At 69.4% G+C, this 22,034-nt stretch carries 19 protein-coding genes and 3 pseudogenes; 21 read left to right on the forward strand and 1 reads right to left on the reverse strand.

Annotated elements, in window-relative coordinates:
* Positions 1–328 precede the first annotated feature (328 nt).
* The 21 genes and pseudogenes from rho to ACFYXM_RS05760 form a co-directional block, all read left to right on the forward strand.
* A complete protein-coding gene (rho, locus tag ACFYXM_RS05660) occupies positions 329–2,332 on the forward strand; it encodes a transcription termination factor Rho (protein ID WP_389287134.1) in 2,004 nt (667 codons plus the stop codon).
* A gap of 449 nt (positions 2,333–2,781) precedes the next feature.
* The gene (locus ACFYXM_RS05665; RefSeq protein WP_389287135.1) at positions 2,782–3,885 is read left to right on the forward strand and encodes an LCP family protein; all 1,104 of its coding nucleotides are present in this window, start codon (positions 2,782–2,784) and stop codon (positions 3,883–3,885) included.
* A gap of 313 nt (positions 3,886–4,198) precedes the next feature.
* Entirely contained in the window at positions 4,199–4,423 is a 225-nt protein-coding gene (gene rpmE / locus ACFYXM_RS05670; RefSeq protein WP_362019604.1) for a 50S ribosomal protein L31, read from the forward strand.
* 152 nt (positions 4,424–4,575) lie between these two features.
* Positions 4,576–5,652, forward strand: coding sequence for a peptide chain release factor 1 (gene prfA / locus ACFYXM_RS05675; protein WP_351520195.1), 1,077 nt, complete (start codon positions 4,576–4,578; stop codon positions 5,650–5,652).
* Positions 5,653–5,736: 84 nt separating this feature from the next.
* The gene (gene prmC / locus ACFYXM_RS05680) at positions 5,737–6,582 is read left to right on the forward strand and encodes a peptide chain release factor N(5)-glutamine methyltransferase (RefSeq protein WP_389287138.1); all 846 of its coding nucleotides are present in this window, start codon (positions 5,737–5,739) and stop codon (positions 6,580–6,582) included.
* Positions 6,583–6,712: 130 nt separating this feature from the next.
* Positions 6,713–7,360: an L-threonylcarbamoyladenylate synthase gene (locus ACFYXM_RS05685; RefSeq protein ID WP_351520198.1), complete on the forward strand. Its 648-nt coding sequence runs from the start codon at positions 6,713–6,715 to the stop codon at positions 7,358–7,360.
* On the forward strand, positions 7,357–7,998 hold the full coding sequence (locus tag ACFYXM_RS05690) for a protein-tyrosine-phosphatase (protein ID WP_351520199.1): 642 nt from the start codon (positions 7,357–7,359) through the stop codon (positions 7,996–7,998). Before ACFYXM_RS05685 ends, ACFYXM_RS05690 begins: the two co-directional genes overlap by 4 nt.
* A 226-nt stretch (positions 7,999–8,224) precedes the next feature.
* Entirely contained in the window at positions 8,225–9,553 is a 1,329-nt protein-coding gene (glyA, locus tag ACFYXM_RS05695) for a serine hydroxymethyltransferase (protein WP_389287141.1), read from the forward strand.
* 164 nt (positions 9,554–9,717) lie between these two features.
* Positions 9,718–11,118, forward strand: coding sequence for an MraY family glycosyltransferase (locus ACFYXM_RS05700; protein ID WP_389287142.1), 1,401 nt, complete (start codon positions 9,718–9,720; stop codon positions 11,116–11,118).
* Positions 11,119–11,378: 260 nt separating this feature from the next.
* Positions 11,379–11,816: a hypothetical protein gene (locus ACFYXM_RS05705; RefSeq protein WP_389287144.1), complete on the forward strand. Its 438-nt coding sequence runs from the start codon at positions 11,379–11,381 to the stop codon at positions 11,814–11,816.
* 225 nt (positions 11,817–12,041) lie between these two features.
* Entirely contained in the window at positions 12,042–12,863 is an 822-nt protein-coding gene (atpB, locus tag ACFYXM_RS05710) for a F0F1 ATP synthase subunit A (RefSeq protein WP_389287146.1), read from the forward strand.
* A 74-nt stretch (positions 12,864–12,937) separates the two neighbouring features.
* Positions 12,938–13,168 (forward strand): ATP synthase F0 subunit C, encoded by a 231-nt coding sequence (atpE, locus tag ACFYXM_RS05715; protein ID WP_024884520.1) that lies wholly within the window; start codon positions 12,938–12,940, stop codon positions 13,166–13,168.
* A 51-nt stretch (positions 13,169–13,219) separates the two neighbouring features.
* Positions 13,220–13,765, forward strand: coding sequence for a F0F1 ATP synthase subunit B (locus ACFYXM_RS05720; protein ID WP_389287148.1), 546 nt, complete (start codon positions 13,220–13,222; stop codon positions 13,763–13,765).
* Entirely contained in the window at positions 13,762–14,577 is an 816-nt protein-coding gene (locus tag ACFYXM_RS05725) for a F0F1 ATP synthase subunit delta (protein ID WP_389287150.1), read from the forward strand. The genes ACFYXM_RS05720 and ACFYXM_RS05725 overlap by 4 nt, the downstream gene beginning before the upstream one ends.
* Positions 14,578–14,716: 139 nt before the next feature.
* Positions 14,717–16,288, forward strand: a complete 1,572-nt coding sequence (atpA, locus tag ACFYXM_RS05730) for a F0F1 ATP synthase subunit alpha (protein ID WP_389287152.1) — start codon at positions 14,717–14,719, stop codon at positions 16,286–16,288.
* Between the two features lie 3 nt (positions 16,289–16,291).
* A complete protein-coding gene (locus ACFYXM_RS05735) occupies positions 16,292–17,206 on the forward strand; it encodes a F0F1 ATP synthase subunit gamma (RefSeq protein ID WP_389287154.1) in 915 nt (304 codons plus the stop codon).
* A complete protein-coding gene (gene atpD / locus ACFYXM_RS05740; RefSeq protein WP_389287156.1) occupies positions 17,206–18,648 on the forward strand; it encodes a F0F1 ATP synthase subunit beta in 1,443 nt (480 codons plus the stop codon). Before ACFYXM_RS05735 ends, atpD begins: the two co-directional genes overlap by 1 nt.
* Positions 18,649–18,758: 110 nt before the next feature.
* Positions 18,759–19,133 (forward strand): F0F1 ATP synthase subunit epsilon, encoded by a 375-nt coding sequence (locus ACFYXM_RS05745; protein WP_073789163.1) that lies wholly within the window; start codon positions 18,759–18,761, stop codon positions 19,131–19,133.
* 140 nt (positions 19,134–19,273) lie between these two features.
* Positions 19,274–19,720 (forward strand): DUF2550 domain-containing protein, encoded by a 447-nt coding sequence (locus ACFYXM_RS05750; protein WP_389287188.1) that lies wholly within the window; start codon positions 19,274–19,276, stop codon positions 19,718–19,720.
* Between the two features lie 123 nt (positions 19,721–19,843).
* A pseudogene (locus ACFYXM_RS05755) lies at positions 19,844–20,434 on the forward strand (helix-turn-helix domain-containing protein); the annotation flags it as partial.
* 718 nt (positions 20,435–21,152) lie between these two features.
* Positions 21,153–21,359, forward strand: a pseudogene (locus ACFYXM_RS05760) (IS30 family transposase); the annotation flags it as partial.
* A 135-nt stretch (positions 21,360–21,494) separates the two neighbouring features.
* Here ACFYXM_RS05760 and ACFYXM_RS05765 read toward each other — a convergent pair.
* Positions 21,495–22,034: pseudogene (locus tag ACFYXM_RS05765) on the reverse strand (histidine kinase); the annotation flags it as partial.

Below are 22,034 nucleotides of genomic sequence, written 5' to 3' on the forward strand. Positions count from 1 at the left end.
TCAAGTCTGCAATCGACGTCCATGAGGCGCGTTGCTGCGTGTCCCTTTCCGGGACCACCTTTTCTCCGGGAGCCTCCCCAAACTGCCTGAGCAGCCTGCCTGAGCAGTTTCGTGCACGCTCCGGAACCGGCACGACACACCCCTCGCCCGTCCAGGAATGGGCCGAGCAGGGGGATGCCCGCGCCGGACCCCGCACACCTTCATTTCTCCGCCGTACCCCGGCGGACCACCGCCCCGGCACGGTCCGCAAGAAGAAAAGACCGCAGCCGGACAGCACAACCGGTCGCCGAGCCAGAAGGCCGACGTCCGCTCCAGGGAAGGACCCTTCGTGAGCGACACCACCGATCTGATGGGCGTGACTGCCGACAAGAGCGTCGACAGCGCCGCGCCCGCCGAAGGTGCTGCCACTGGCACCACCACACGGCGCCGCCGCTCCGGCACCGGCCTTGAGGGCATGGTCCTGGCCGAGCTGCAGCAGGTCGCGTCCGGCCTCGGCATCAAGGGCACCGCGCGGATGCGCAAGGGCCAGCTGATCGAGGTCATCAAGGAGGCGCAGGCCGCCGGCGCCGCGCCCAAGGCCGCCGCGCCCGCCGCCGACGCCGAGACCAAGCCGAAGCGCCGTGCCACGTCCAAGGCCCGCACCGGTGAGGCCGCCGCGCCCGCCGAGAAGGCCGCAGCCGCCCAGCAGCAGATCGACATCCCCGGTCAGCCGGCCAGCGACGAGCAGCCCGCGGGCGAGCGTCGTCGGCGCCGTGCCACCGCGCAGGCGGGCAGCCCGGAGCCCAAGGCGGAGAGCAAGCCGGCCGTCGAGGCCAAGGTCCAGACGCAGGCCGAGCCCAAGAGCGCCGAGCCGAAGAGCGAGGACCGCGCCGAGGCCGCCGCCGACACGGCCGAGGGCCGTCGGGGCGAGCGCCAGGACCGCGGCCAGCGCGGCGAGCGGGGCGACCGCCAGGAGCGCGGGGACCGCCGCGACCGGCAGCGCGACCGCCGCGGCAAGGGCGACGACCAGGGGCAGGGCGGTGGCCAGGGACAGCAGGGCAGCCAGCGCCAGCAGCGCCAGGGCGGCCAGCAGGACGACGGCTACGACGACGAGGCGGGCGGCCGCCGCGGCCGTCGGGGCCGTTACCGCGACCGTCGTGGCCGCCGCGGCCGCGACGACTTCGCGGGCGAGGTCCAGGTCTCCGAGGACGACGTCCTGATCCCCGTCGCGGGCATCCTGGACATCCTCGACAACTACGCGTTCATCCGGACCTCCGGCTACCTGCCCGGCCCGAACGACGTGTACGTCTCGCTCGCCCAGGTCCGCAAGAACGGCCTGCGCAAGGGCGACCACGTCACCGGCGCGGTGCGGCAGCCCAAGGACGGCGAGCGGCGCGAGAAGTTCAACGCACTGGTCCGCCTCGACTCGGTGAACGGCATGGCGCCCGAAACCGGCCGCGGGCGACCGGAGTTCCAGAAGCTGACCCCGCTCTACCCGCAGGACCGGCTCCGCCTGGAGACCGACTCCAACGTCCTGACGACGCGGATCATCGACCTGGTCGCGCCGATCGGCAAGGGCCAGCGCGGGCTGATCGTGGCCCCGCCGAAGACCGGCAAGACCATGATCCTGCAGGCGATCGCGAACGCGATCACCGTCAACAGCCCCGAGTGCCACCTGATGGTCGTCCTGGTCGACGAGCGTCCGGAAGAGGTCACCGACATGCAGCGGTCGGTGAAGGGCGAGGTCATCTCCTCGACCTTCGACCGCCCGGCCGAGGACCACACCACCGTCGCCGAGCTGGCCATCGAGCGCGCCAAGCGTCTCGTCGAGCTGGGCCACGACGTGGTCGTGCTGCTGGACTCCATCACCCGCCTCGGCCGCGCGTACAACCTCGCGGCCCCCGCCTCCGGACGCATCCTGTCCGGTGGTGTCGACTCGACCGCGCTGTACCCGCCGAAGCGCTTCTTCGGTGCCGCGCGCAACATCGAGGACGGCGGTTCGCTGACCATCCTGGCCACCGCGCTCGTCGAGACCGGCTCGCGCATGGACGAGGTGATCTTCGAGGAGTTCAAGGGCACCGGCAACATGGAGCTCAAGCTCGACCGGAAGCTCTCGGACAAGCGCATCTTCCCGGCGGTGGACGTCGACGCGTCCAGCACCCGCAAGGAAGAGATCCTGCTCGGCAGCGAGGAGTTGGCCATTGTCTGGAAGCTGCGCCGGGTGCTGCACGCGCTCGACCAGCAGCAGGCGATCGAGCTCCTCCTGGACCGGATGAAGAAGACCCAGTCCAACGCGGAGTTCCTGCTCCAGATCCAGAAGACGACGCCCGCTCCGGGCAACGGCAACGACTGACGTCGTCCGTACCGGCAGGCTCACAGGGCCGCCCCCGTCACCGCCGAGGTGACGGGGGCGGCCCTGTTTCGCGCGCCCGCGCGGATCGCGATTCGCCGCTCCGCGTGCGATCCGGTTCTTTCGGTCGATCCGAGACCTTCGCCACACGACGGACGTGACGGCCGGGTTCGCGACGATGGCTGTACCCGGCAAGAAACCGCAGGTGAGCGCCGGATCACCAGCTGTTCGCCGACGTGGTGCGCGGCCTTTGTGCCGACTTGTTCCTCACGCGGACGTGACGAACCGCTGTGCAACCCTTCTTCATGCCGCGACGTCGCACGAAGTACCGCGACGTCGTACGAGTCGTACGAGTCACGTGAAGTGGCGACAAGTCGTCATAGCGGAACGAACCAGTGCGTACGCACCGCTGCCGGGGGTGGCCGCGAGAAGCCGGGAACAGAAGGAGAAGGATGAGCGGGCAGAACGGGAGCGGCATCCGAATACGCGCCACCGGCAGACGCCGCAAGAAGCCTTCCCGCCGCCACCGGACAGCGGTGATCGCCGCCTGGACCCTGGCGGGGGCCGTGGCCCTCGGCGGAGGCGGACTCGCCCTGGCCTACTTCGAGCTCGACGGCAACCTCAAGGCCGTCGACATCAACGCGGCGCTCGGCAAGGACCGCCCCGACAACGTCGACAACGGCTCCCAGGACGTCCTCGTGCTCGGCTCCGACTCCCGCTCCGGCGCGAACGCCGCGTACGGCACCGACGAGGGCACGGCCCGTTCCGACACCGCGATGGTCCTGCACATCGACAAGGGCCACCGGACGGCCTCCGTCGTCTCCATCCCGCGCGACACCCTCGTCACCCGCCCCGACTGCGTCGGCGACACCTCCGGGCAGGTCGTCGCGGGGGAGCGGCGCGCGATGTTCAACTCGGCGTACGAGGTCGGCGGGCCGGCCTGCGCGGTCAAGACCGTCGAGGCCATGTCCGGCATCCGCATGGACCACTACCTGGAAGTCGACTTCACCGGGTTCAAGAAGCTCATCGACGAGCTGGGCGGCGTGGAGATCACCACGACCACGGCGATCCACGACCCCAAGAGCCATCTCGACCTCCCTCCCGGCACCCACGTGCTGAACGGCGAGCAGTCGCTGGGTCTCGTCCGCACCCGCAAGAGCGTCGGCGACGGCAGCGACCTCGGCCGCATCCAGCTCCAGCAGGCGTTCATCAAGGCGTTGATGGAACAGGTCAGGAGCGTCGGGGTGTTCTCCAGCCCGACGAAGCTGTACGACCTCGCGGACGCCGCCACCAAGGCCGTCACGACCGACTCCGACCTGGGATCGGTCAAGGAGCTGGCCTCCTTCGCGAACGGCCTCAAGGGGCTCGACGCGAACAACGTCCACATGGTGACCCTGCCCGTCCAGTACGACCCGGCCGACCCGAACCGCGTCGTACCGCTGGAGGAGTCCGCCCGGCAGGTCTGGGACGCGCTCAAGGGCGACAGGCCGATCCCGGCCTCGGCCACCGAGAAGTCGGCCGGTGACAAGGGGACCGCGGGCGACATCGTCCGCTGACCCGACGTCGTGCACCGACCCCGGCCGTGCCGCGATCGGGGCCGGTGGTGCCCCGTGACGGGGCCGGAACCGGGACCGGAGCCGGCGACCGACCGCGCCGCGGGCCGGAACCGGTGGCGCCTCGTGATGCGGTGTGACGGCCGGTGGCGCGCGGTCGCGTCCCCCGGCGCGGGAACGGGCCCGGGAATAGGCGCGGGCCGCCCCCGGTTTTGGGAGATGCGGCCGGTCCTGGCAGACTGGACCGTCGGCCCCGGTTCACGGACACGCATCCCGTGCGTCCGACCCGGCGCCCTCCCGAACCTAGGAGAATCCCTTGAAGCGCGACATCCACCCCGCGTACGTCGAGACGCAGGTCAGCTGCACCTGCGGCGCGTCGTTCACCACCCGGAGCACCATCGACGGCGGCACCATCCGCGCCGAAGTCTGCTCCGAGTGCCACCCGTTCTACACGGGCAAGCAGAAGATCCTCGACACCGGCGGCCGCGTGGCCCGCTTCGAGGCCCGCTTCGGCAAGGCTGCCGGCTCCGCCAGCAAGTAGCGAGCCACTGCGCCGGTTCTCGGCGCCCTCTTCCCGGGGGCGCCGAGACCGGCGTTTTCCGGCTCGGGGTACGACATGTCCCCGTACCCCCGCCCGGACGGCGGCACGCCGTCCAGCAGGCACGTCCGAGTGAAGGAACCAGGAGCCCGAAGATGTTCGAGGCCGTCGAGGAACTGATCGGTGAGCAGACCGATCTGGAGAAGAAGCTCGCGGACCCGGCGGTCCACGCCGACCAGGCCAACGCGCGCAAGCTGAACAAGCGCTACGCCGAGTTGACTCCGATCGTTGCCACGTACCGCTCCTGGAAGCAGGCCGGCGACGACATCGAGACGGCTCGCGAACTGGCCGCCGACGACCCCGACTTCGCCGCCGAGGTCAAGGAGCTGGAGCAGCAGCGCGAGGAGCTCACCGAGAAGCTCCGCCTCCTGCTGGTCCCGCGCGACCCCAGCGACGACAAGGACGTGCTCCTGGAGATCAAGGCGGGCGCCGGGGGCGACGAGTCCGCCCTGTTCGCCGGTGACCTGCTGCGGATGTACCTGCGCTATGCCGAGCGCGTCGGCTGGAAGACCGAGATCATCGACTCCACCGAGTCCGAGCTCGGCGGCTACAAGGACGTCCAGGTCGCGGTGAAGACCAAGGGCGGCAACGGCGCCACCGAGCCCGGCCAGGGCGTCTGGGCCCGACTGAAGTACGAGGGCGGCGTGCACCGCGTGCAGCGCGTGCCCTCCACCGAGTCCCAGGGCCGCATCCACACCTCCGCCGCCGGCGTGCTCGTCACCCCCGAGGCCGAGGAGGTCGACATCGAGATCCACGCCAACGACCTGCGCATCGACGTCTACCGCTCCTCCGGACCCGGCGGCCAGTCCGTCAACACCACGGACTCCGCGGTCCGCATCACGCACCTGCCGACCGGTGTCGTCGCCTCCTGCCAGAACGAGAAGAGCCAGCTCCAGAACAAGGAGCAGGCCATGCGCATCCTGCGCTCGCGCCTGCTGGCCGCCGCCCAGGAGAAGGCCGAGGCCGAGGCCGCCGACGCGCGCCGCAGCCAGGTCCGCACCGTCGACCGCTCCGAGAAGATCCGCACGTACAACTTCCCGGAGAACCGGATCTCGGACCACCGCGTCGGCTTCAAGGCGTACAACCTGGACCAGGTGCTCGACGGCGACCTGGACGCGGTGATCCAGGCGTGTGTCGACGCCGACTCCGCCGCGAAGCTCGCCGCAGCATAGGACCGGCCGCACACGTCGACCCCCGACGCGTCGGCCGGCCCGAGCAAAGCCCGCCCCGCCCGTGACCCCGTACGGAGTACCGCGATGAACCTGCTGCTCGCCGAGGTGGCCCAGGCCACCCAGCGGCTGGCCGACGCCGGTGTGCCCTCACCGCGATTCGACGCGGAGGAGCTCGCCGCCTTCGTGCACGGCGTCAAGCGGGGCGAGTTGCACCGTGTGCCGGACGCGGACTTCGACGCCCGCTACTGGGAGGCGATCGCCCGCCGCGAGGCCCGCGAACCGCTCCAGCACATCACCGGCCGCGCCTTCTTCCGCTACCTGGAGCTCCAGGTCGGCCCCGGCGTCTTCGTCCCCCGCCCGGAGACCGAGTCCGTCGTCGGCTGGGCGATAGACGCCGTGCGCGCGATGGACGTCGTCGAGCCGACCGTCGTCGACCTGTGCAGCGGCTCGGGCGCCATCGCCCTGGCCATCGCCCAGGAGGTGCCGCGCTCCCGGGTGCACGCCGTGGAACTCTCCGACGACGCCCTCAAGTGGACCCGGAAGAACGCCGAGGGGTCCAGGGTGTCCGTCCACCACGGCGACGCCCTCACCGCCCTCCCCGAACTCGACGGCCAGGTCGACCTGGTCATCTCCAACCCGCCGTACATCCCGCTCACCGAATGGGAGTACGTGGCCCCCGAGGCCCGCGACCACGACCCGGAGATGGCCCTGTTCTCCGGCGAGGACGGCCTCGACACCATCCGCGGCATCGAACGCACCGCGCACCGCCTGCTGCGCCCGGGCGGCCTCGTCGTCGTCGAGCACGCCGACACCCAGGGCGGCCAGGTGCCGTGGATCTTCGCCGAGGAGCGCGGCTGGGCCGACGCGGCCGACCACCCCGACCTCAACAACCGTCCGCGCTTCGCCACCGCCCGCAAGGCCATGCCGTGACCGGCGCCGCCCCCACCCGGGGCCGGGCCGCGACCGCCGACCCCGGCCCGCACGGCCGGGCCGCGACCGGCGGCGCCCGCCCGCACGCCCCGCACCCGTCATACCCGTACATGCTTGAGGAGGCCGGCTGATGGCACGGCGATACGACTGCAACGACGCGACCGACCGTACGACGGGGCTGCGCGAGGCCGTGTCGGCCGTCCGCCGCGGCGAACTGGTCGTGCTGCCCACCGACACCGTGTACGGCGTCGGCGCGGACGCCTTCAGTTCCGAGGGCGTCGCCGATCTGCTCGCCGCCAAGGGCCGCGGGCGCAACATGCCCACCCCCGTGCTGATCGGCTCCCCGAACACGCTGCACGGCCTGGTCACCGACTTCTCCGAGCAGGCGTGGGAGCTCGTCGACGCCTTCTGGCCAGGTGCCCTCACGCTCGTCGCCCGGCACCAGCCGTCGTTGCAGTGGGACCTCGGGGACACCCGCGGCACCGTCGCCATCCGGATGCCGCTGCACCCCGTCGCCATCGAGCTGCTCACCGAGTTCGGCCCGATGGCCGTCTCCAGCGCCAACCTCACCGGCCACCCCGCCCCCGAGAACTGCGACGCCGCCCAGGAGATGCTCGGCGACTCCGTCTCCGTCTACCTCGACGGGGGACCGACACCCGGCATCGTGCCGTCGTCGATCGTCGACGTGACCGGCAAGGTCCCCGTACTGCTGCGCGCCGGCGCGGTCTCGGTCGAGGAACTCCGCAAGGTGGTACCCGACCTCGAGGTGGCGAATTGACCGCCCCTGAGGGGCGTGGCATAGCGGGGCGGGCCGACACTTTCCGCATCCTCCACGTCAGCACCGGCAACGTCTGCCGCTCGCCGATCACCGAGCGGCTGACCCGGCACGCCCTGGTGGACCGCCTCGGCGATCCGCTGCTGGGCGGGCTGATCGTGGAGAGCGCGGGCACCTGGGGCCACGAAGGCGCCCCCATGGAGGCCAACGCCGAGATCGTCCTCGCCGACTTCGGCGCCGACCCCACGGGCTTCGTCGGCCGGGAACTCCTGGACGAGCACGTGATCCGCGCCGACCTGGTGCTCACCGCCACCCGCGACCACCGGGCACAGGTCATCTCGATGGGGCACTCGGCCGGTCTGCGGACCTTCACGCTCAAGGAGTTCACCCGGCTGGTCCGCGCCATAGATCCGGCCACCCTGCCCGACCCGCGTGACGAGGGCGTCGTCGAGCGCGCCCGCGCACTGGTGCGCGCCGCCGCCGCGCTGCGCGGCTGGCTGCTGGCGCCCACCGTCGAGGCGGACGAGGTGAACGACCCGTACGGTGCCCCGATCACGTTCTTCCGGTCCATCGGCGACGAGATCAACCAGGCGCTGGACCCGGTCGTCACCGCGCTGACCGGCGTACCGGCCGCGCACTGACCCACGCACCGGCGACCCCGGCGCACCGCCCCGCCGTGCGGAGCCGTACGCACCGTGCGCGCCCGGTCCCGTGCGCCGCTCCGACGGCCGTACGCGCGAACATGCGCCCCGAAGCCCCGAAAGGCCGGGCGGGGGCACGGCGGCGCCGCACAGCGGGCGGAGGGCCCCGGACGGCCCTACATTGGAGCTGACGCCAGCGCACCCACTCCAGGCCCGGAGCTCCTCGATGCCGGTCACCACCCCCGCCGCACACCCCTTGTCCGCCGACGCGGTCCTGCCGCAGGACTTCGGCGCCCTGCTCCGGGAGGACCCGGAGATCGCCGCCGTGCTGCTCGCGGAGCTGGACCGGCAGTCGAGCACCCTGCAGCTGATCGCCGCCGAGAACTTCACCTCCCCGGCGGTCCTGGCCGCCCTCGGTTCACCGCTCGCCAACAAGTACGCCGAGGGCTACCCCGACGCCCGCCACCACGGCGGCTGCGAGCACGCCGATGCCGCCGAGCGCGTCGCCCGCCACCGTGCCACCGCCCTCTTCGGCGCCGAACACGCCAACGTCCAGCCCCACTCCGGTTCCTCCGCCGTCCTCGCCGCCTACGCCGCCCTGCTGCGCCCCGGCGACACGGTGCTCGCGATGGGGCTCCCGTACGGCGGCCACCTCACGCACGGCTCGCCCGCCAACTTCTCCGGCCGCTGGTTCGAGTTCGTCGGCTACGGGGTGGACTCCGAGAGCGGCCTGATCGACTACGCACAGGTGCGCGCCCTGGCCCGCGCACATCGCCCGAAGGCGATCGTCAGCGGCTCGATCGCGTACCCCCGGCACCCGGACTACGAACTGTTCCGGGACATCGCCGACGAGGTGGGCGCCTATCTGATCGCCGACGCCGCGCACCCGATGGGGCTGATCGCCGGGGGAGCGGCGCCGAGCCCGGTGCCGTACGCCGACGTGGTCTGCGCGACCACGCACAAGGTGCTGCGCGGCCCGCGCGGCGGGATGATCCTGTGCGGCGCGGAGCTGGCCGAGCGGATCGACCGGGCGGTGTTCCCGTTCACCCAGGGCGGCGCGCAGATGCACACGATCGCCGCGAAGGCCGTCGCGTTCGGGGAGGCGGCCACTTCGGCGTTCGCCGCGTACGCCCGCCGGGTGGTCGCGCACGCCCGGGTGCTGGCCGCCGGTCTGGAGGCCGAGGGCTTCGAGGTCACCACGGGCGGCACGGACACCCATCTGATCGTCGCGGACCCGGCCCCGCTGGGCATCGACGGGCGGCTCGCCCGGGACCGGCTCGCGACGGCGGGCCTGGTCCTGGATGTCTGCGCGCTCCCGTACGGGGATGCCCGCGGCATCCGGCTCGGCACGGCGGCGGTGACCACCCAGGGCATGGACGACGCCGACATGGCACGGCTGGCGGCCTTGTTCGGGGCGGCGGTGCGCGAGGAGGGCGCGGCGGCGGACATCCGCGCGGAGGTCCGGGAGCTGGCCCGCGCACACCCGCCGTACCCGTCCGGCGCGCGGGCCGCCGGCCCCGGCCGTGGACCGTCCGGACCGGACGGACCGGCCTGACCGGGGAGCGTCCGGTCCGGCCAGGGCGGGCCCGGCGGCGGGGGCGGAACGCGGAACCATCGGCCCGTCCGCGCTGTCCTCGACCATGGGCCCGCGATGTCCTCGAACAGGAATCGGACCTTCCGGACCGTCTAAGGTGTGGGCTGAGATGGCCGTAGAAATCTGTGGGGCAGCCCGTGCGTGATTACCTGCTGACGCTCTGCGTCACGGCTGCGGTGACCTATCTGCTGACCGGCCCGGTGCGCAAGTTCGCCATCGCGGCCGGGGCGATGCCCGCGATCCGCGCGCGCGACGTGCACCGGGAACCGACACCGCGGCTCGGCGGCATCGCCATGTTCGGCGGACTGTGCGCGGGTCTGATCGTCGCGGCCCATCTCCACAACCTCGACTGGGTCTTCCAGCAGTCGGACGAGCCGCGGGCGCTGCTCTCCGGGGCGGCGCTCATCTGGCTGATCGGTGTCCTGGACGACAAGTTCGAGATCGACGCGCTGATCAAGCTGGGCGCCCAGATGATCGCCGCCGCCGTGATGGTGCTCCAGGGCCTGACGATCCTGTGGCTGCCGATCCCCGGCATCGGCACGGTCGCGCTCACCCAGTGGCAGGGCACGCTGCTCACGGTCGCCCTGGTCGTCATCACCATCAACGCGGTCAACTTCGTCGACGGCCTGGACGGGCTCGCGGCGGGCATGGTGTGCATCGCCTCGGCCGCGTTCTTCCTGTACACGTACCGGCTCTGGTACGGGCACATGATCGAGGCGGCGGCCCCCGCGACACTGTTCACCGCGATCCTGATGGGCATGTGTCTGGGCTTCCTGCCGCACAACATCCACCCGGCCCGGATCTTCATGGGCGACTCGGGATCGATGCTGATCGGGCTGGTGCTGGCGGCCGGGGCGATCTCCGTCACCGGTCAGGTCGACCCGGACACGATGACGCTCTTCGCGGGCAGCGAGCGCGCGGCCACCCAAGCGATGCTGCCGGTCTTCATCCCGCTGCTGCTGCCACTGACCATCATCGCAATCCCGGCCGCGGACCTGGTGCTGGCGATCGTGCGGCGCACCTGGAACGGCCAGTCGCCGTTCGCGGCGGACCGCGGGCATCTGCACCACCGGCTGCTGGAGATCGGTCATTCGCACAGCCGTGCCGTGCTGATCATGTATTTCTGGTCGGCACTGATCGCTTTCGGAGCGGTCGGCTATTCCGTGCATTCGGCGTCCCTGTGGATCGTGCTGGTGATCATGGGACTGAGCGCGCTGGGCCTCGTCCTGCTGCTGATGCCGCGCTTCACGCCTCGGGCGCCGTACTGGGCGGAACGCTTCCTGCCGCCCCGCTACCGCCACCGCAGTCGCGGCAGCGGCAGCGTCGGCGTCGGCGTCGAGGAGGCGGCCACGGCGGCCGGGGAGGCCCAACAGCGGTCTTCGGAAGGGCGGATGGGGGAAACGGACCGGCGCGCCCAGGAGCGGCCCGCCACCGTCGCCCCGGGTGAGTCCGGCGTCAACGGGGCGACCGCGCTCGGCGCTTGTTCGCGTTTTTCGGACAGAGATGCGGCCGATTCGACCCGCTGACGATTCGGTCATCGAGGGCAATACCAGGTCAGGAATAGAGTTGTCTTGCTCACATGTGCAAATTCACTCTCATGTGTGACAGCAAGCACAGGCCTTGGTAAAGACCTCATCAAATAGTTTGTGATACCGTTCACTAGGCCCGGTGACGGAGTTGAAGGACTTGAGTACCACGGTCCGACGGCCCGAGTCGTCGACTCGGACCGGGCCCTACGCTCGTCCATGACGACACACTGCCCATCCCCTGCAAGCGGAGCTGCCCCATGCCGTCCAACGACGCCCGGACTCTCCTCCAGACCGCCGTACCCACCGCTGCCGCCGGCGCCGTCGCCGCTGCGATCAGTGGCGTCGTGGCGGGCGGCAAGGGAGCCCTCGGCGCGGTCGTGGGGACGCTCGTGGTGATCCTCTTCATGGGGATCGGACTCGTGGTCCTGCAACGGACCGCCCGGTCCCTGCCCCAGCTTTTCCAGGCAATGGGGCTGATGCTCTACACGGCTCAGCTCCTCCTCCTGTTCATCTTCGTCGCCGCATTCAAGAACACCACGGTGTTCAACCCGAAGTCCTTCGCGATCACCCTGGTCGTGGCGACTCTCGTGTGGATCGGCGCACAGGCGCGTGCGCACATGAAGGCCAAGATCCTCTACGTCGAACCCGAGTCCGACAAGAGCGGGAAGCCCGAGAACGCCGGGTCGAAGTCGTGAAGGGTAGGGGCGGGATAAGCGTGGGTTCGAGACCCTGCTATCGTCCGGTTCCAACTGCGGCATTGCGGGCGCGGGCATGTGAGCTGACGCCTGCTCGATCGCGAGGCTCAATGCCTGACTGCCGCTCACACATCCGTAACACCAGTCCAGTGCCGAACCGCGGCTGCGCGCCGCGCCGACACAACGAGGTTGCCGTACCTATGCGCCACGCTGAAGGAGCCCGCGGTGAGTGCTGACCCGACACAGGTGCTCGCCTTCGAGACCGATTGCCACATCTTCGATGGTTGTGGTTTCCCGGCACCCGGCTTGCACTCGTTCCTGTTCGAGCCCCTCTGGGGCGACGCGGACAGCAACCTGTACTTCAACAAGCCGATGCTGCTGGCCCTGCTCGGCTCGATCATCATCGTCGGGTTCTTCTGGGCCGCCTTCCGTAAGCCCAAGGTCGTCCCCGGCAAGCTGCAGATGGTCGCCGAGGCCGGCTACGACTTCATCCGCCGCGGCATCGTCTACGAGACGATCGGCAAGCGCGAGGGCGAGAAGTACGTCCCACTCGTCGTCTCGCTGTTCTTCTTCGTCTGGATGATGAACCTCTGGTCGATCATCCCGGTGGCGCAGTTCCCGGTGACGTCGATCATCGCCTACCCCGCGGTGCTCGCGCTCATCGTCTACATCCTGTGGGTCAGCCTGACCTTCAAGCGGCACGGATTCGTCGGCGCCTTCAAGAACATCACCGGGTACGACAAGTCCCTCGGCCCGGTGCTGCCGCTGGCCATGCTCATCGAGTTCTTCTCGAACCTGCTGGTCCGGCCCTTCACCCACGCAGTGCGACTCTTCGCGAACATGTTCGCAGGCCACACCCTGCTGCTGCTGTTCACGATCGCCAGCTGGTACCTGCTCAACGGCATCGGCATCGCCTACGCGGGCGTCTCCTTCGTGATGACCATCGTGATGACCGCCTTCGAGCTCTTCATCCAGGCGCTTCAGGCGTACGTCTTCGTGCTCCTGACCTGCACCTACATCCAGGGCGCGCTCGCCAAGCACCACTGAGCACTTCGCGCACCGACCCTTAGTCGTCCGGTGGCCAACCCCCACCGGTCCGTGAAAGAGAAGGAAGAACTGGCATGTCCCAGACCCTTGCTGCCGTCAGCGGCTCCCTCGGCTCCATCGGTTACGGCCTCGCCGCCATCGGTCCCGGCGTCGGCGTCGGCATCATCTTCGGTAACGGCACCCAGGCTCTCGCCCGCCAGCCCGAGGCTGCGGGTCTCATCCGCGCCAACCAGATCCTCGGCTTCGCCTTCTGTGAGGCGCTCGCCCTCATCGGCCTGGTCATGCCGTTCGTCTACGGCAAGTGATCTTCGGATCCACGACCAGCCCACTAGACGAAAGGCAATGACGTGAGCCAGATGCTTACGGTCGCGGCCGAGATGGAAAACCCTCTCATCCCGCCGATCCCTGAGCTCGTCATCGGCCTCATCGCCTTCCTCATCGTCTTCGGCTTCCTCGCCAAGAAGCTCCTCCCGAACATCAACAAGGTTCTGGAAGAGCGCCGCGAGGCCATCGAAGGCGGTATCGAAAAGGCCGATGCGGCCCAGACCGAGGCCCAGAGCGTGCTCGAGCAGTACAAGGCTCAGCTCGCCGAGGCCCGCCACGAAGCCGCTCGTATGCGCCAGGAGGCGCAGGAGCAGGGCGCCGTGATCCTGCAGGAGATGCGGGCCGAGGGCCAGCGGCAGCGTGAGGAGATCATCGCTGCCGGGCACGCCCAGATCGAGGCCGACCGCAAGGCCGCGGCCGCGGCGCTGCGCCAGGACGTCGGCACGCTCGCCGTCGAACTGGCCGGCAAGCTCGTCGGGGAGTCCCTGGAGGACCACGCCCGGCAGAGCGGCACCGTCGACCGCTTCCTCGACGAGCTCGAGGCGAAGGCCGACGCGAAGGCCGAGGCCGTCCGATGAACGGCGCGAGCCGCGAGGCACTGGCTGCGGCACGTGAGCGTCTCGACGCGCTGACCGACAGCACGTCGGTCGACGCGGCGAAGCTCGCCGACGAGCTGGCCGCCGTGACGGCGCTGCTCCAGCGCGAGGTCTCCCTGCGACGGGTCCTCACCGACCCGTCGCAGGTCGGCGAGGCCAAGGCCGAGCTGGTCGGACGACTGCTGAGCGGTCAGGTGGGCGGCGAGACCGTCGACCTGGTCTCCGGCATGGTCCGCTCCCGCTGGTCGCAGTCGCGCGACCTGGTCGACGCGGTCGAGGAACTGGCGAACATCGCGGACCTCACCGCCGCCCAGCGCGGCGGAGACCTCGACGACGTCGAGGACGAGCTGTTCCGGTTCGGCCGGATCGTCGCCTCCGACAAGGAGCTGCGTGCCGCGCTCACCGACCGGTCCGCGTCCGCCACCGCCAAGAGCCAGCTGCTGCGCAGCCTGCTCGGCGGCAGGACCCGGCCGGCCACCGAGCGCGTGATCACGCGCCTCGTCACCCAGCCGCGTGGACGTAGCCTGGAAGCGGGACTCGAGTCCCTCTCCAAGCTCGCCGCGGAGCGTCGGGACCGCATGGTCGCCGTGGTCACCTCGGCGGTGCCGCTCAGCGACCGGCAGAAGCAGCGTCTCGGTGCGGCACTGGCGAAGATCTACGGTCGGCCCATGCACCTGAACCTCGACGTGGACCCCGAGGTCCTCGGCGGGATCTCGGTGCGGGTCGGTGAGGAGATCATCAACGGCACCATCGCGGACCGCCTGGCAGAGGCGAGCCGTCGTATGGCCGGCTGACGAGCCGACGCAGCACAAGAAACCAGAGCAAGACCAGCGGCCCGGTTGGGCCGTGCAGAAACTGCAGAAGATTCCTGGGGGTCGGCCCCCAGACCCCCTTAAGAAACTTCGGGCCCAACAAGGAGAGCAGGGAACCCAGATGGCGGAGCTCACGATCCGGCCGGAGGAGATCCGGGACGCACTGGAGAACTTCGTCCAGTCGTACAAGCCGGACGCGGCCTCGCGCGAGGAGGTCGGTACGGTCAGCGTTGCCGGCGACGGCATCGCGAAGGTCGAGGGTCTTCCCTCGGCCATGGCGAACGAGCTGCTGAAGTTCGAGGACGGCACCCTCGGTCTCGCCCTCAACCTCGAGGAGCGCGAGATCGGTGCGATCATCCTCGGCGAGTTCGACGGGATCGAGGAGGGCCAGTCGGTGCAGCGCACCGGCGAGGTGCTCTCCGTCGGCGTCGGCGAGGGCTACCTCGGCCGCGTCGTCGACCCCCTCGGCAACCCGATCGACGGTCTCGGCGAGATCGCGACCGACGGCCGCCGCGCCCTCGAACTGCAGGCCCCTGGCGTCATGGTCCGCAAGTCGGTGCACGAGCCGATGCAGACCGGCTACAAGGCCGTCGACGCCATGGTGCCGATCGGCCGCGGCCAGCGTCAGCTGATCATCGGTGACCGCCAGACCGGCAAGACCGCGCTGGCCGTCGACACGATCATCAACCAGCGCGACAACTGGCGCTCGGGCGACGTGAACAAGCAGGTCCGCTGCATCTACGTCGCCATCGGTCAGAAGGGCTCCACCATCGCCTCCGTGCGCGGTGCCCTCGAAGAGGCCGGAGCGCTCGAGTACACGACCATCGTCGCCGCCCCGGCGTCCGACCCGGCCGGCTTCAAGTACCTCGCGCCGTACACCGGTTCGGCCATCGGTCAGCACTGGATGTACCAGGGCAAGCACGTCCTGATCATCTTCGACGACCTCTCGAAGCAGGCCGATGCCTACCGCGCCGTGTCGCTTCTGCTGCGCCGTCCGCCGGGCCGCGAGGCCTACCCGGGCGACGTCTTCTACCTCCACTCGCGCCTGCTGGAGCGTTGCGCGAAGCTCTCCGACGACATGGGCGCCGGTTCGATGACGGGTCTCCCGATCGTCGAGACCAAGGCGAACGACGTGTCGGCGTTCATCCCGACCAACGTCATCTCCATCACCGACGGCCAGTGCTTCCTGGAGTCCGACCTGTTCAACGCCGGCCAGCGTCCGGCCCTGAACGTCGGTATCTCCGTCTCCCGCGTCGGTGGTTCCGCCCAGCACAAGGCGATGCGCCAGGTCTCCGGCCGTCTCCGCGTCGACCTCGCCCAGTACCGCGAGCTGGAGGCGTTCGCCGCCTTCGGTTCCGACCTGGACGCGGCCTCGAAGGCGTCGCTGGAGCGCGGTAAGCGCATGGTCGAGCTGCTGAAGCAGGCGCAGTACAGCCCGTTCCCGGTCGAGGAGCAGGTCGTCTCCATCTGGGCCGGCACCAACGGCAAGATGGACGACGTCCCGGTCGAGGACATCCGCCGCTTCGAGACCGAGCTGCTGGAGTACCTGCGCCGCGAGCGCAAGGACCTGCTGACCGGCATCCGCGAGGGCGCCAAGATGTCCGACGACACGCTGCAGGCCATCGCCGACGCCGTCGCCGCGTTCAAGCAGCAGTTCGAGACCTCGGACGGCAAGCTCCTGGGCGAGGGCTGATCGATGGGCGCTCAGCTTCGCGTTTACAAGCGCCGCATCCGCTCCGTCACCGCCACCAAGAAGATCACCAAGGCGATGGAGATGATCGCCGCCTCGCGCATCGTCAAGGCGCAGCGTCAGGTGGCGGCGTCGACGCCGTACGCCACCGAGCTCACCCGCGCGGTGACGGCGGTGGCGACCGGCTCCACCACCAAGCACCCGCTGACCACCGAATCCGAGAACCCGGCGCGGGCCGCGGTCCTGCTCATCACGAGCGACCGCGGTCTGGCCGGCGGTTACTCCTCCAACGCCATCAAGGCCGCGGAGCGGCTGACCGAGCGGCTGCGCGGTGAGGGCAAGGAGGTCGTCACCTATGTGATCGGCCGCAAGGGTGTCGCCTACTACGGATTCCGCGAGCGCAAGGTCGAGGATTCGTGGACGGGCTTCACCGACAGCCCGACCTATGCGGATGCCAAGCGTGCCGCCGCCCCGCTCATCGAGGCGGTCACCAAGGACACCGCCGAGGGCGGCGTCGACGAGCTGCACATCGTCTTCACGGAGTTCGTGTCGATGATGACGCAGAACCCGGTCGACGACCGGATGCTGCCGCTCAGCCTCGGTGCCGAGAAGGAGAAGGACGGCAAGGCCGAGATCCTGCCGCTCTTCGAGTTCGAGCCGTCGGCGGAGGACGTCCTCGACGCCCTGCTTCCGCGGTACGTCGAGAGCCGCATCTACAACGCGCTGCTCCAGGCCGCTGCTTCCGAGCACGCCGCCCGCCGCCGCGCGATGAAGTCGGCGACCGACAACGCCGGAGAGCTCATCAAGACGCTCTCCCGGCTCGCCAACGCGGCCCGCCAGGCCGAAATCACCCAGGAAATCAGCGAGATCGTCGGTGGTGCCAGTGCGCTGGCCGACGCGACCGCGGGGAGTGACAAGTAATGACGACGACAGTTGAGACGGCCGTTGCCACGGGCCGCGTCGCCCGGGTCATCGGCCCGGTCGTCGACGTGGAGTTCCCCGTCGACGCGATGCCGGACATCTACAACGCGCTGACCGTCCAGGTCGCCGACCCGGCCGAGGAGGGCAAGCTCAAGAAGCTGACCCTCGAGGTCGCGCAGCACCTCGGTGACGGCATGGTCCGCGCCATCTCCATGCAGCCCACCGACGGCCTGGTCCGCCAGGCCCCCGTGACGGACACCGGCGACGGCATCACCGTCCCGGTCGGCGACATCACCAAGGGCAAGGTCTTCAACACCCTCGGTGAGATCCTGAACAAGCCCGAGGCCGAGGCCGAGGTCACCGAGCGCTGGGCGATCCACCGCAAGGCGCCCAACTTCGACCAGCTCGAGTCCAAGACCGAGATGTTCGAGACCGGCGTCAAGGTCATCGACCTCCTCACCCCGTACGTCAAGGGTGGAAAGATCGGTCTGTTCGGTGGTGCCGGTGTCGGCAAGACCGTTCTGATCCAGGAGATGATCTACCGCGTCGCCAACAACCACGACGGTGTGTCGGTGTTCGCGGGCGTCGGTGAGCGTACCCGTGAGGGCAACGACCTCATCGAGGAGATGACCGACTCCGGCGTCATCGACAAGACGGCGCTCGTCTTCGGTCAGATGGACGAGCCGCCGGGCACGCGTCTTCGTGTGGCACTGGCCGGTCTGACCATGGCGGAGTACTTCCGCGATGTGCAGAAGCAGGACGTGCTCTTCTTCATCGACAACATCTTCCGGTACACCCAGGCCGGCTCCGAGGTGTCCACCCTGCTCGGCCGTATGCCGTCCGCGGTGGGTTACCAGCCGAACCTGGCCGACGAGATGGGTCTGCTGCAGGAGCGCATCACCTCGACGCGTGGTCACTCGATCACCTCGATGCAGGCGATCTACGTCCCCGCGGACGACCTGACCGACCCGGCCCCGGCCACCACCTTCGCCCACCTCGACGCGACGACGGTTCTCTCCCGTCCGATCTCCGAGAAGGGCATCTACCCGGCCGTGGACCCGCTGGACTCCACGTCCCGGATCCTGGACCCGCGTTACATCGCCGAGGACCACTACAACGCCGCCATGCGCGTCAAGGGGATCCTCCAGAAGTACAAGGACCTCCAGGACATCATCGCGATCCTCGGTATCGACGAGCTGGGCGAGGAGGACAAGCTGGTCGTCCACCGTGCCCGTCGCGTCGAGCGCTTCCTGTCGCAGAACACCCACGTCGCCAAGCAGTTCACCGGCGTGGACGGTTCGGACGTTCCGCTCGACGAGTCGATCGCCGCGTTCAACGCGATCTGCGACGGCGAGTTCGACCACTTCCCGGAGCAGGCGTTCTTCATGTGCGGTGGCCTGGAGGACCTCAAGGCCAACGCCAAGGAGCTCGGCGTCTCCTGAGCCGACGGCTCACCGAGGGGGACGGGCACGTCCCGTCCCCCTCACCACGCCCCTTAGAATTGACCCAACACCCGGCCGGCGCGGCCGGGTGGTGACCCGAGGAGCCACCCTTGGCTGCTGAGCTGCACGTCGAGCTGGTCGCGGCGGACCGCAGTGTCTGGTCCGGCGAGGCCACCCTGGTCGTCGCGCGCACCACGTCCGGCGACATCGGCGTCATGCCCGGTCACCAGCCGCTTCTGGGTGTGCTGGAATCGGGCCCGGTGACGATCCGCACGAGCGACGGCGGAACCGTGATCGCCGCGGTGCACGGCGGTTTCCTCTCGTTCGCGGACGACAAGCTGTCGCTGCTCGCGGAGATCGCGGAGCTGGCGGACGAGATCGATGTCCAGCGCGCCGAGCGTGCGCTGGAGCGCGCGAAGGAGGCGACGGACGCCGCTGCCGAGCGGCGCGCCGAAGTGCGACTGCGCGCGGTGGCGGTTCGCTAGCGCACCGCGACGACGTAGCTTTACCCTCAGCCGCGGCACGGCCTGGAGACCCCTCCGGACCGTGCCGCGGCTGAGGCGATGCAGATGCCTGTGAAGTTCTGGTGTATCCGTTACTCGACGACGCGAGGAGGTCGGTGGAGATGTTCCTCGCGTTGTGGGTGGGCGGAGCGGTCGTCGCCCTGGTCCTGTTGGGACTCTTCGTCTTCGGTCTGCGCCGGAGGCTGATCCAGCGCTCCGGCGGGACCTTCGACTGCAGCCTGCGGTGGAACGTGCCGGAGGAGCCCGATCTCTCGGGCAAGGGCTGGGTGTACGGGGTCGCCCGGTACAGCGGTGACCAGGTCGACTGGTTCCGGGTCTTCTCGTACGCGCCCCGTCCGCGCCGGATCCTGGAGCGTTCCGCGATCGAGGTGATCGCCCGCCGGATGCCCGAGGGCGAGGAGGAGCTGGCGCTCCTGTCCGATGCCGTGGTGCTCGGCTGTCTCCATCGCGACACCCGCCTGGAGCTGGCCATGAGCGAGGACGCGCTGACCGGGTTCCTCGCCTGGCTGGAGGCGGCCCCGCCCGGCCAGCGGGTCAACGTGGCATAGCTTCGGATCTGTCGGACGTGAAGGGGCGTCCCTGACACCTTGGGTTCTAGTGCCGTATCGGGCAACGTCCGCCCCATTGTGAAGCATTGCTTGATTGCTGTGCCGGGCGGTCAGAATGATCACGTGGCTGAACGTGTGCGGGTCCGGGAGATCGATGACGACGAGGGCAGACGGTTGCTGCGGATCATCCGCAGGGGCACCGGTTCGGTGGTGACCTGGCGGCGGGCTCAGATGGTGCTGCTGTCCGCGCAGGGTATGTCCGTGGCGAAGATCGCCGAGGTGACGTTCACGAGCCCGGACCGGGTCCGGGACGTGATCCACAACTTCAACGCCGACGGCTTCGAGGCGCTCTACCCCAAATACAAGGGCGGCCGGCCGAGAACCTTCACCCTTCCTGAACGCCGGGAGATCAAGAAGATCGCCAAGTCCAGGCCGGTCGAGCACGCCTTGCCGTTCTCGGTCTGGAGCCTGGTCAAGCTGGCCGACTTCCTGGTCGCCGAGGGGGTGGTCGACGACATCAGCCACGAGGGCCTTCGCATCCTGCTCCGCGAGGAGGGCGTCTCGTTTCAACGTGTGAAGACCTGGAAGACCTCCCGGGACCCGGACTACGCGGCCAAGAAGGCCCGCGTCGAGCATCTCTACGCGATCGCCGACGGTGAGGTCGTACCCGAGGAAGGCGAACCGGAAGTCATCTTCTGCATGGACGAGTTCGGGCGTGAGCCACGAGGCGCTGAGGAATCGTGCGGGAGGAGGAGCCCGCCGCTGGTCATCGCAGTGACCGGTTGAAGCTGGAGGCAGGCCGATCCCCAGGTCGGGGGTGGAGGCCGGAAGCAGCCTCGACAACGTAGGGGCGGACCGACACCACCAGGCGGTTCGTGCCCGCAAGCGAAGACGGAATGGGTGTAAGGAAACTGAACCAGTGGTTGAAGCCCCGTGAGTCGTCAGCGGCCTGCCGAATCTGGTGGATGGGTCGCTTTGCGGTACTGGAGAGTGCTCTGTCCGATGGCCTCTCCTCTTCGGTTGTTCGCAGGTTGGGCAGTCGGAGGCCCGGACCAAGACTGCGATGTGCGGTCTGTGGTGATGCCGCCGGGGTAGAGCTGGGCACCGACGCCGTCGAAGGATCCTCAGTGAACGTGGGAAGCGATCCAGTGTCGCCTTCCCCGCCTGGCAGCCAGCCGGGCGGCGGGCAGGTGCGACGCTCACTGATGGCACCGGATCGTGGCGGAGTCGCCGTATTACTCCGAGGCCGGGAAAGCCGGCCGCATGGGGAAGGGCGACAGCGTGATAGTAGTGGTGTTGATGTCGGGGAGGAGCGTTGTTGAATAGCGACGCGCCGTCGACTACTTGGCCGAGCATTTTCGCGGCTGAGCGGCGGGTACTCGATCACCAGTTCAAACTGCACCGATGGGCAAGGGCCGATCCGGACCGCCGGTTCTGCGACCCCGCCAGCCCCTGGCAACGCGGCTCGAACGAGAACACCAACGGCCTGCTGCGGCAGTACTTCCCCAAGGGCACCGACTTGTCCGTCCACACCCCCGAACACCTCGCCGCCGTCGCCGACCAGCTCAACCGCCGCCCACGCAAAACGCTCGGCTGGGAAACCCCAGCCGAGCGCCTGCATAAACTGCTCACGGCCTAGACAACCGACCACGTGTTGCGACGACCGCTAGAAACCGCCACCTCGGCGCGAGACCCTTCTCCGGGCTCGGCCAGGAGGACAAGGTGTGTGCTGAGCCGCGTTCTGTTCCGCCCAGCGATGTCCCAGGGAACTTCGCTACGCGGTCCGCCGGATTTCCTCCTCCTCGGGAAGGAGATCGGCCAGCATCTCCCAGACCGGCTTGCTGCCGACGGGGCGGAGCACCAGGGGACTGTCCGGTCCCACCTGCCCCTCGTGCACGGGCTCAGCCGGGGATTCCCGGCTCCAGTAGCCCAGTGGGCCGCAGTCCCAGATGCCGAATCCGCGCACGGCGACAGTCGGTTGCGTGTCGTCCTGGCCGTGCCACGCCGAGGTGACACGCCAGTGCACGCGCAACTCGAGGAGCAGGTAGGAGAAGAGGGAGAGTGCTGGCTCTGTGAGGTCTCCCGCTTCCGCCAGCGCCTGCTGAATCCGCTCAGGGGTGCCCCCGTCCGCCGAGGGCGCCCCACTGCCCAGGGCCGTGAGCCCCGCGTCCATCACCCCGATGGTCGTCTCGATGCACGGCACACCCACATCCAGGGCATCGCTCTGCCGCAGGTTCACCAACCGGGCCAGTGACCACACGAGCAGCTTCGGCTCAACCTGCGCGTACTCCACTTCGCTCTCCCCCGGCCATGA

The sequence above is a fragment of the Streptomyces sp. NPDC002476 genome (assembly GCF_042889785.1).
In the GTDB taxonomy this organism is placed as follows: domain Bacteria; phylum Actinomycetota; class Actinomycetes; order Streptomycetales; family Streptomycetaceae; genus Streptomyces.

Bases quoted from the DNA above. Each gene is read 5' to 3' on its own strand.
- ACFYXM_RS05665 (WP_389287135.1), top strand. From the start codon at position 2,782: ATGAGCGGGCAGAACGGGAGCGGCATCCGAATACGCGCCACCGGCAGA.
- prfA (WP_351520195.1), top strand. From the start codon at position 4,576: ATGTTCGAGGCCGTCGAGGAACTGATCGGTGAGCAGACCGATCTGGAG.
- prmC (WP_389287138.1), top strand. From the start codon at position 5,737: ATGAACCTGCTGCTCGCCGAGGTGGCCCAGGCCACCCAGCGGCTGGCC.
- ACFYXM_RS05685 (WP_351520198.1), top strand. From the start codon at position 6,713: ATGGCACGGCGATACGACTGCAACGACGCGACCGACCGTACGACGGGG.
- glyA (WP_389287141.1), top strand. From the start codon at position 8,225: ATGCCGGTCACCACCCCCGCCGCACACCCCTTGTCCGCCGACGCGGTC.
- ACFYXM_RS05705 (WP_389287144.1), top strand. From the start codon at position 11,379: ATGCCGTCCAACGACGCCCGGACTCTCCTCCAGACCGCCGTACCCACC.
- atpE (WP_024884520.1), top strand. From the start codon at position 12,938: ATGTCCCAGACCCTTGCTGCCGTCAGCGGCTCCCTCGGCTCCATCGGT.
- ACFYXM_RS05720 (WP_389287148.1), top strand. From the start codon at position 13,220: ATGCTTACGGTCGCGGCCGAGATGGAAAACCCTCTCATCCCGCCGATC.
- ACFYXM_RS05725 (WP_389287150.1), top strand. From the start codon at position 13,762: ATGAACGGCGCGAGCCGCGAGGCACTGGCTGCGGCACGTGAGCGTCTC.
- atpA (WP_389287152.1), top strand. From the start codon at position 14,717: ATGGCGGAGCTCACGATCCGGCCGGAGGAGATCCGGGACGCACTGGAG.
- ACFYXM_RS05735 (WP_389287154.1), top strand. From the start codon at position 16,292: ATGGGCGCTCAGCTTCGCGTTTACAAGCGCCGCATCCGCTCCGTCACC.
- atpD (WP_389287156.1), top strand. From the start codon at position 17,206: ATGACGACGACAGTTGAGACGGCCGTTGCCACGGGCCGCGTCGCCCGG.
- ACFYXM_RS05750 (WP_389287188.1), top strand. From the start codon at position 19,274: ATGTTCCTCGCGTTGTGGGTGGGCGGAGCGGTCGTCGCCCTGGTCCTG.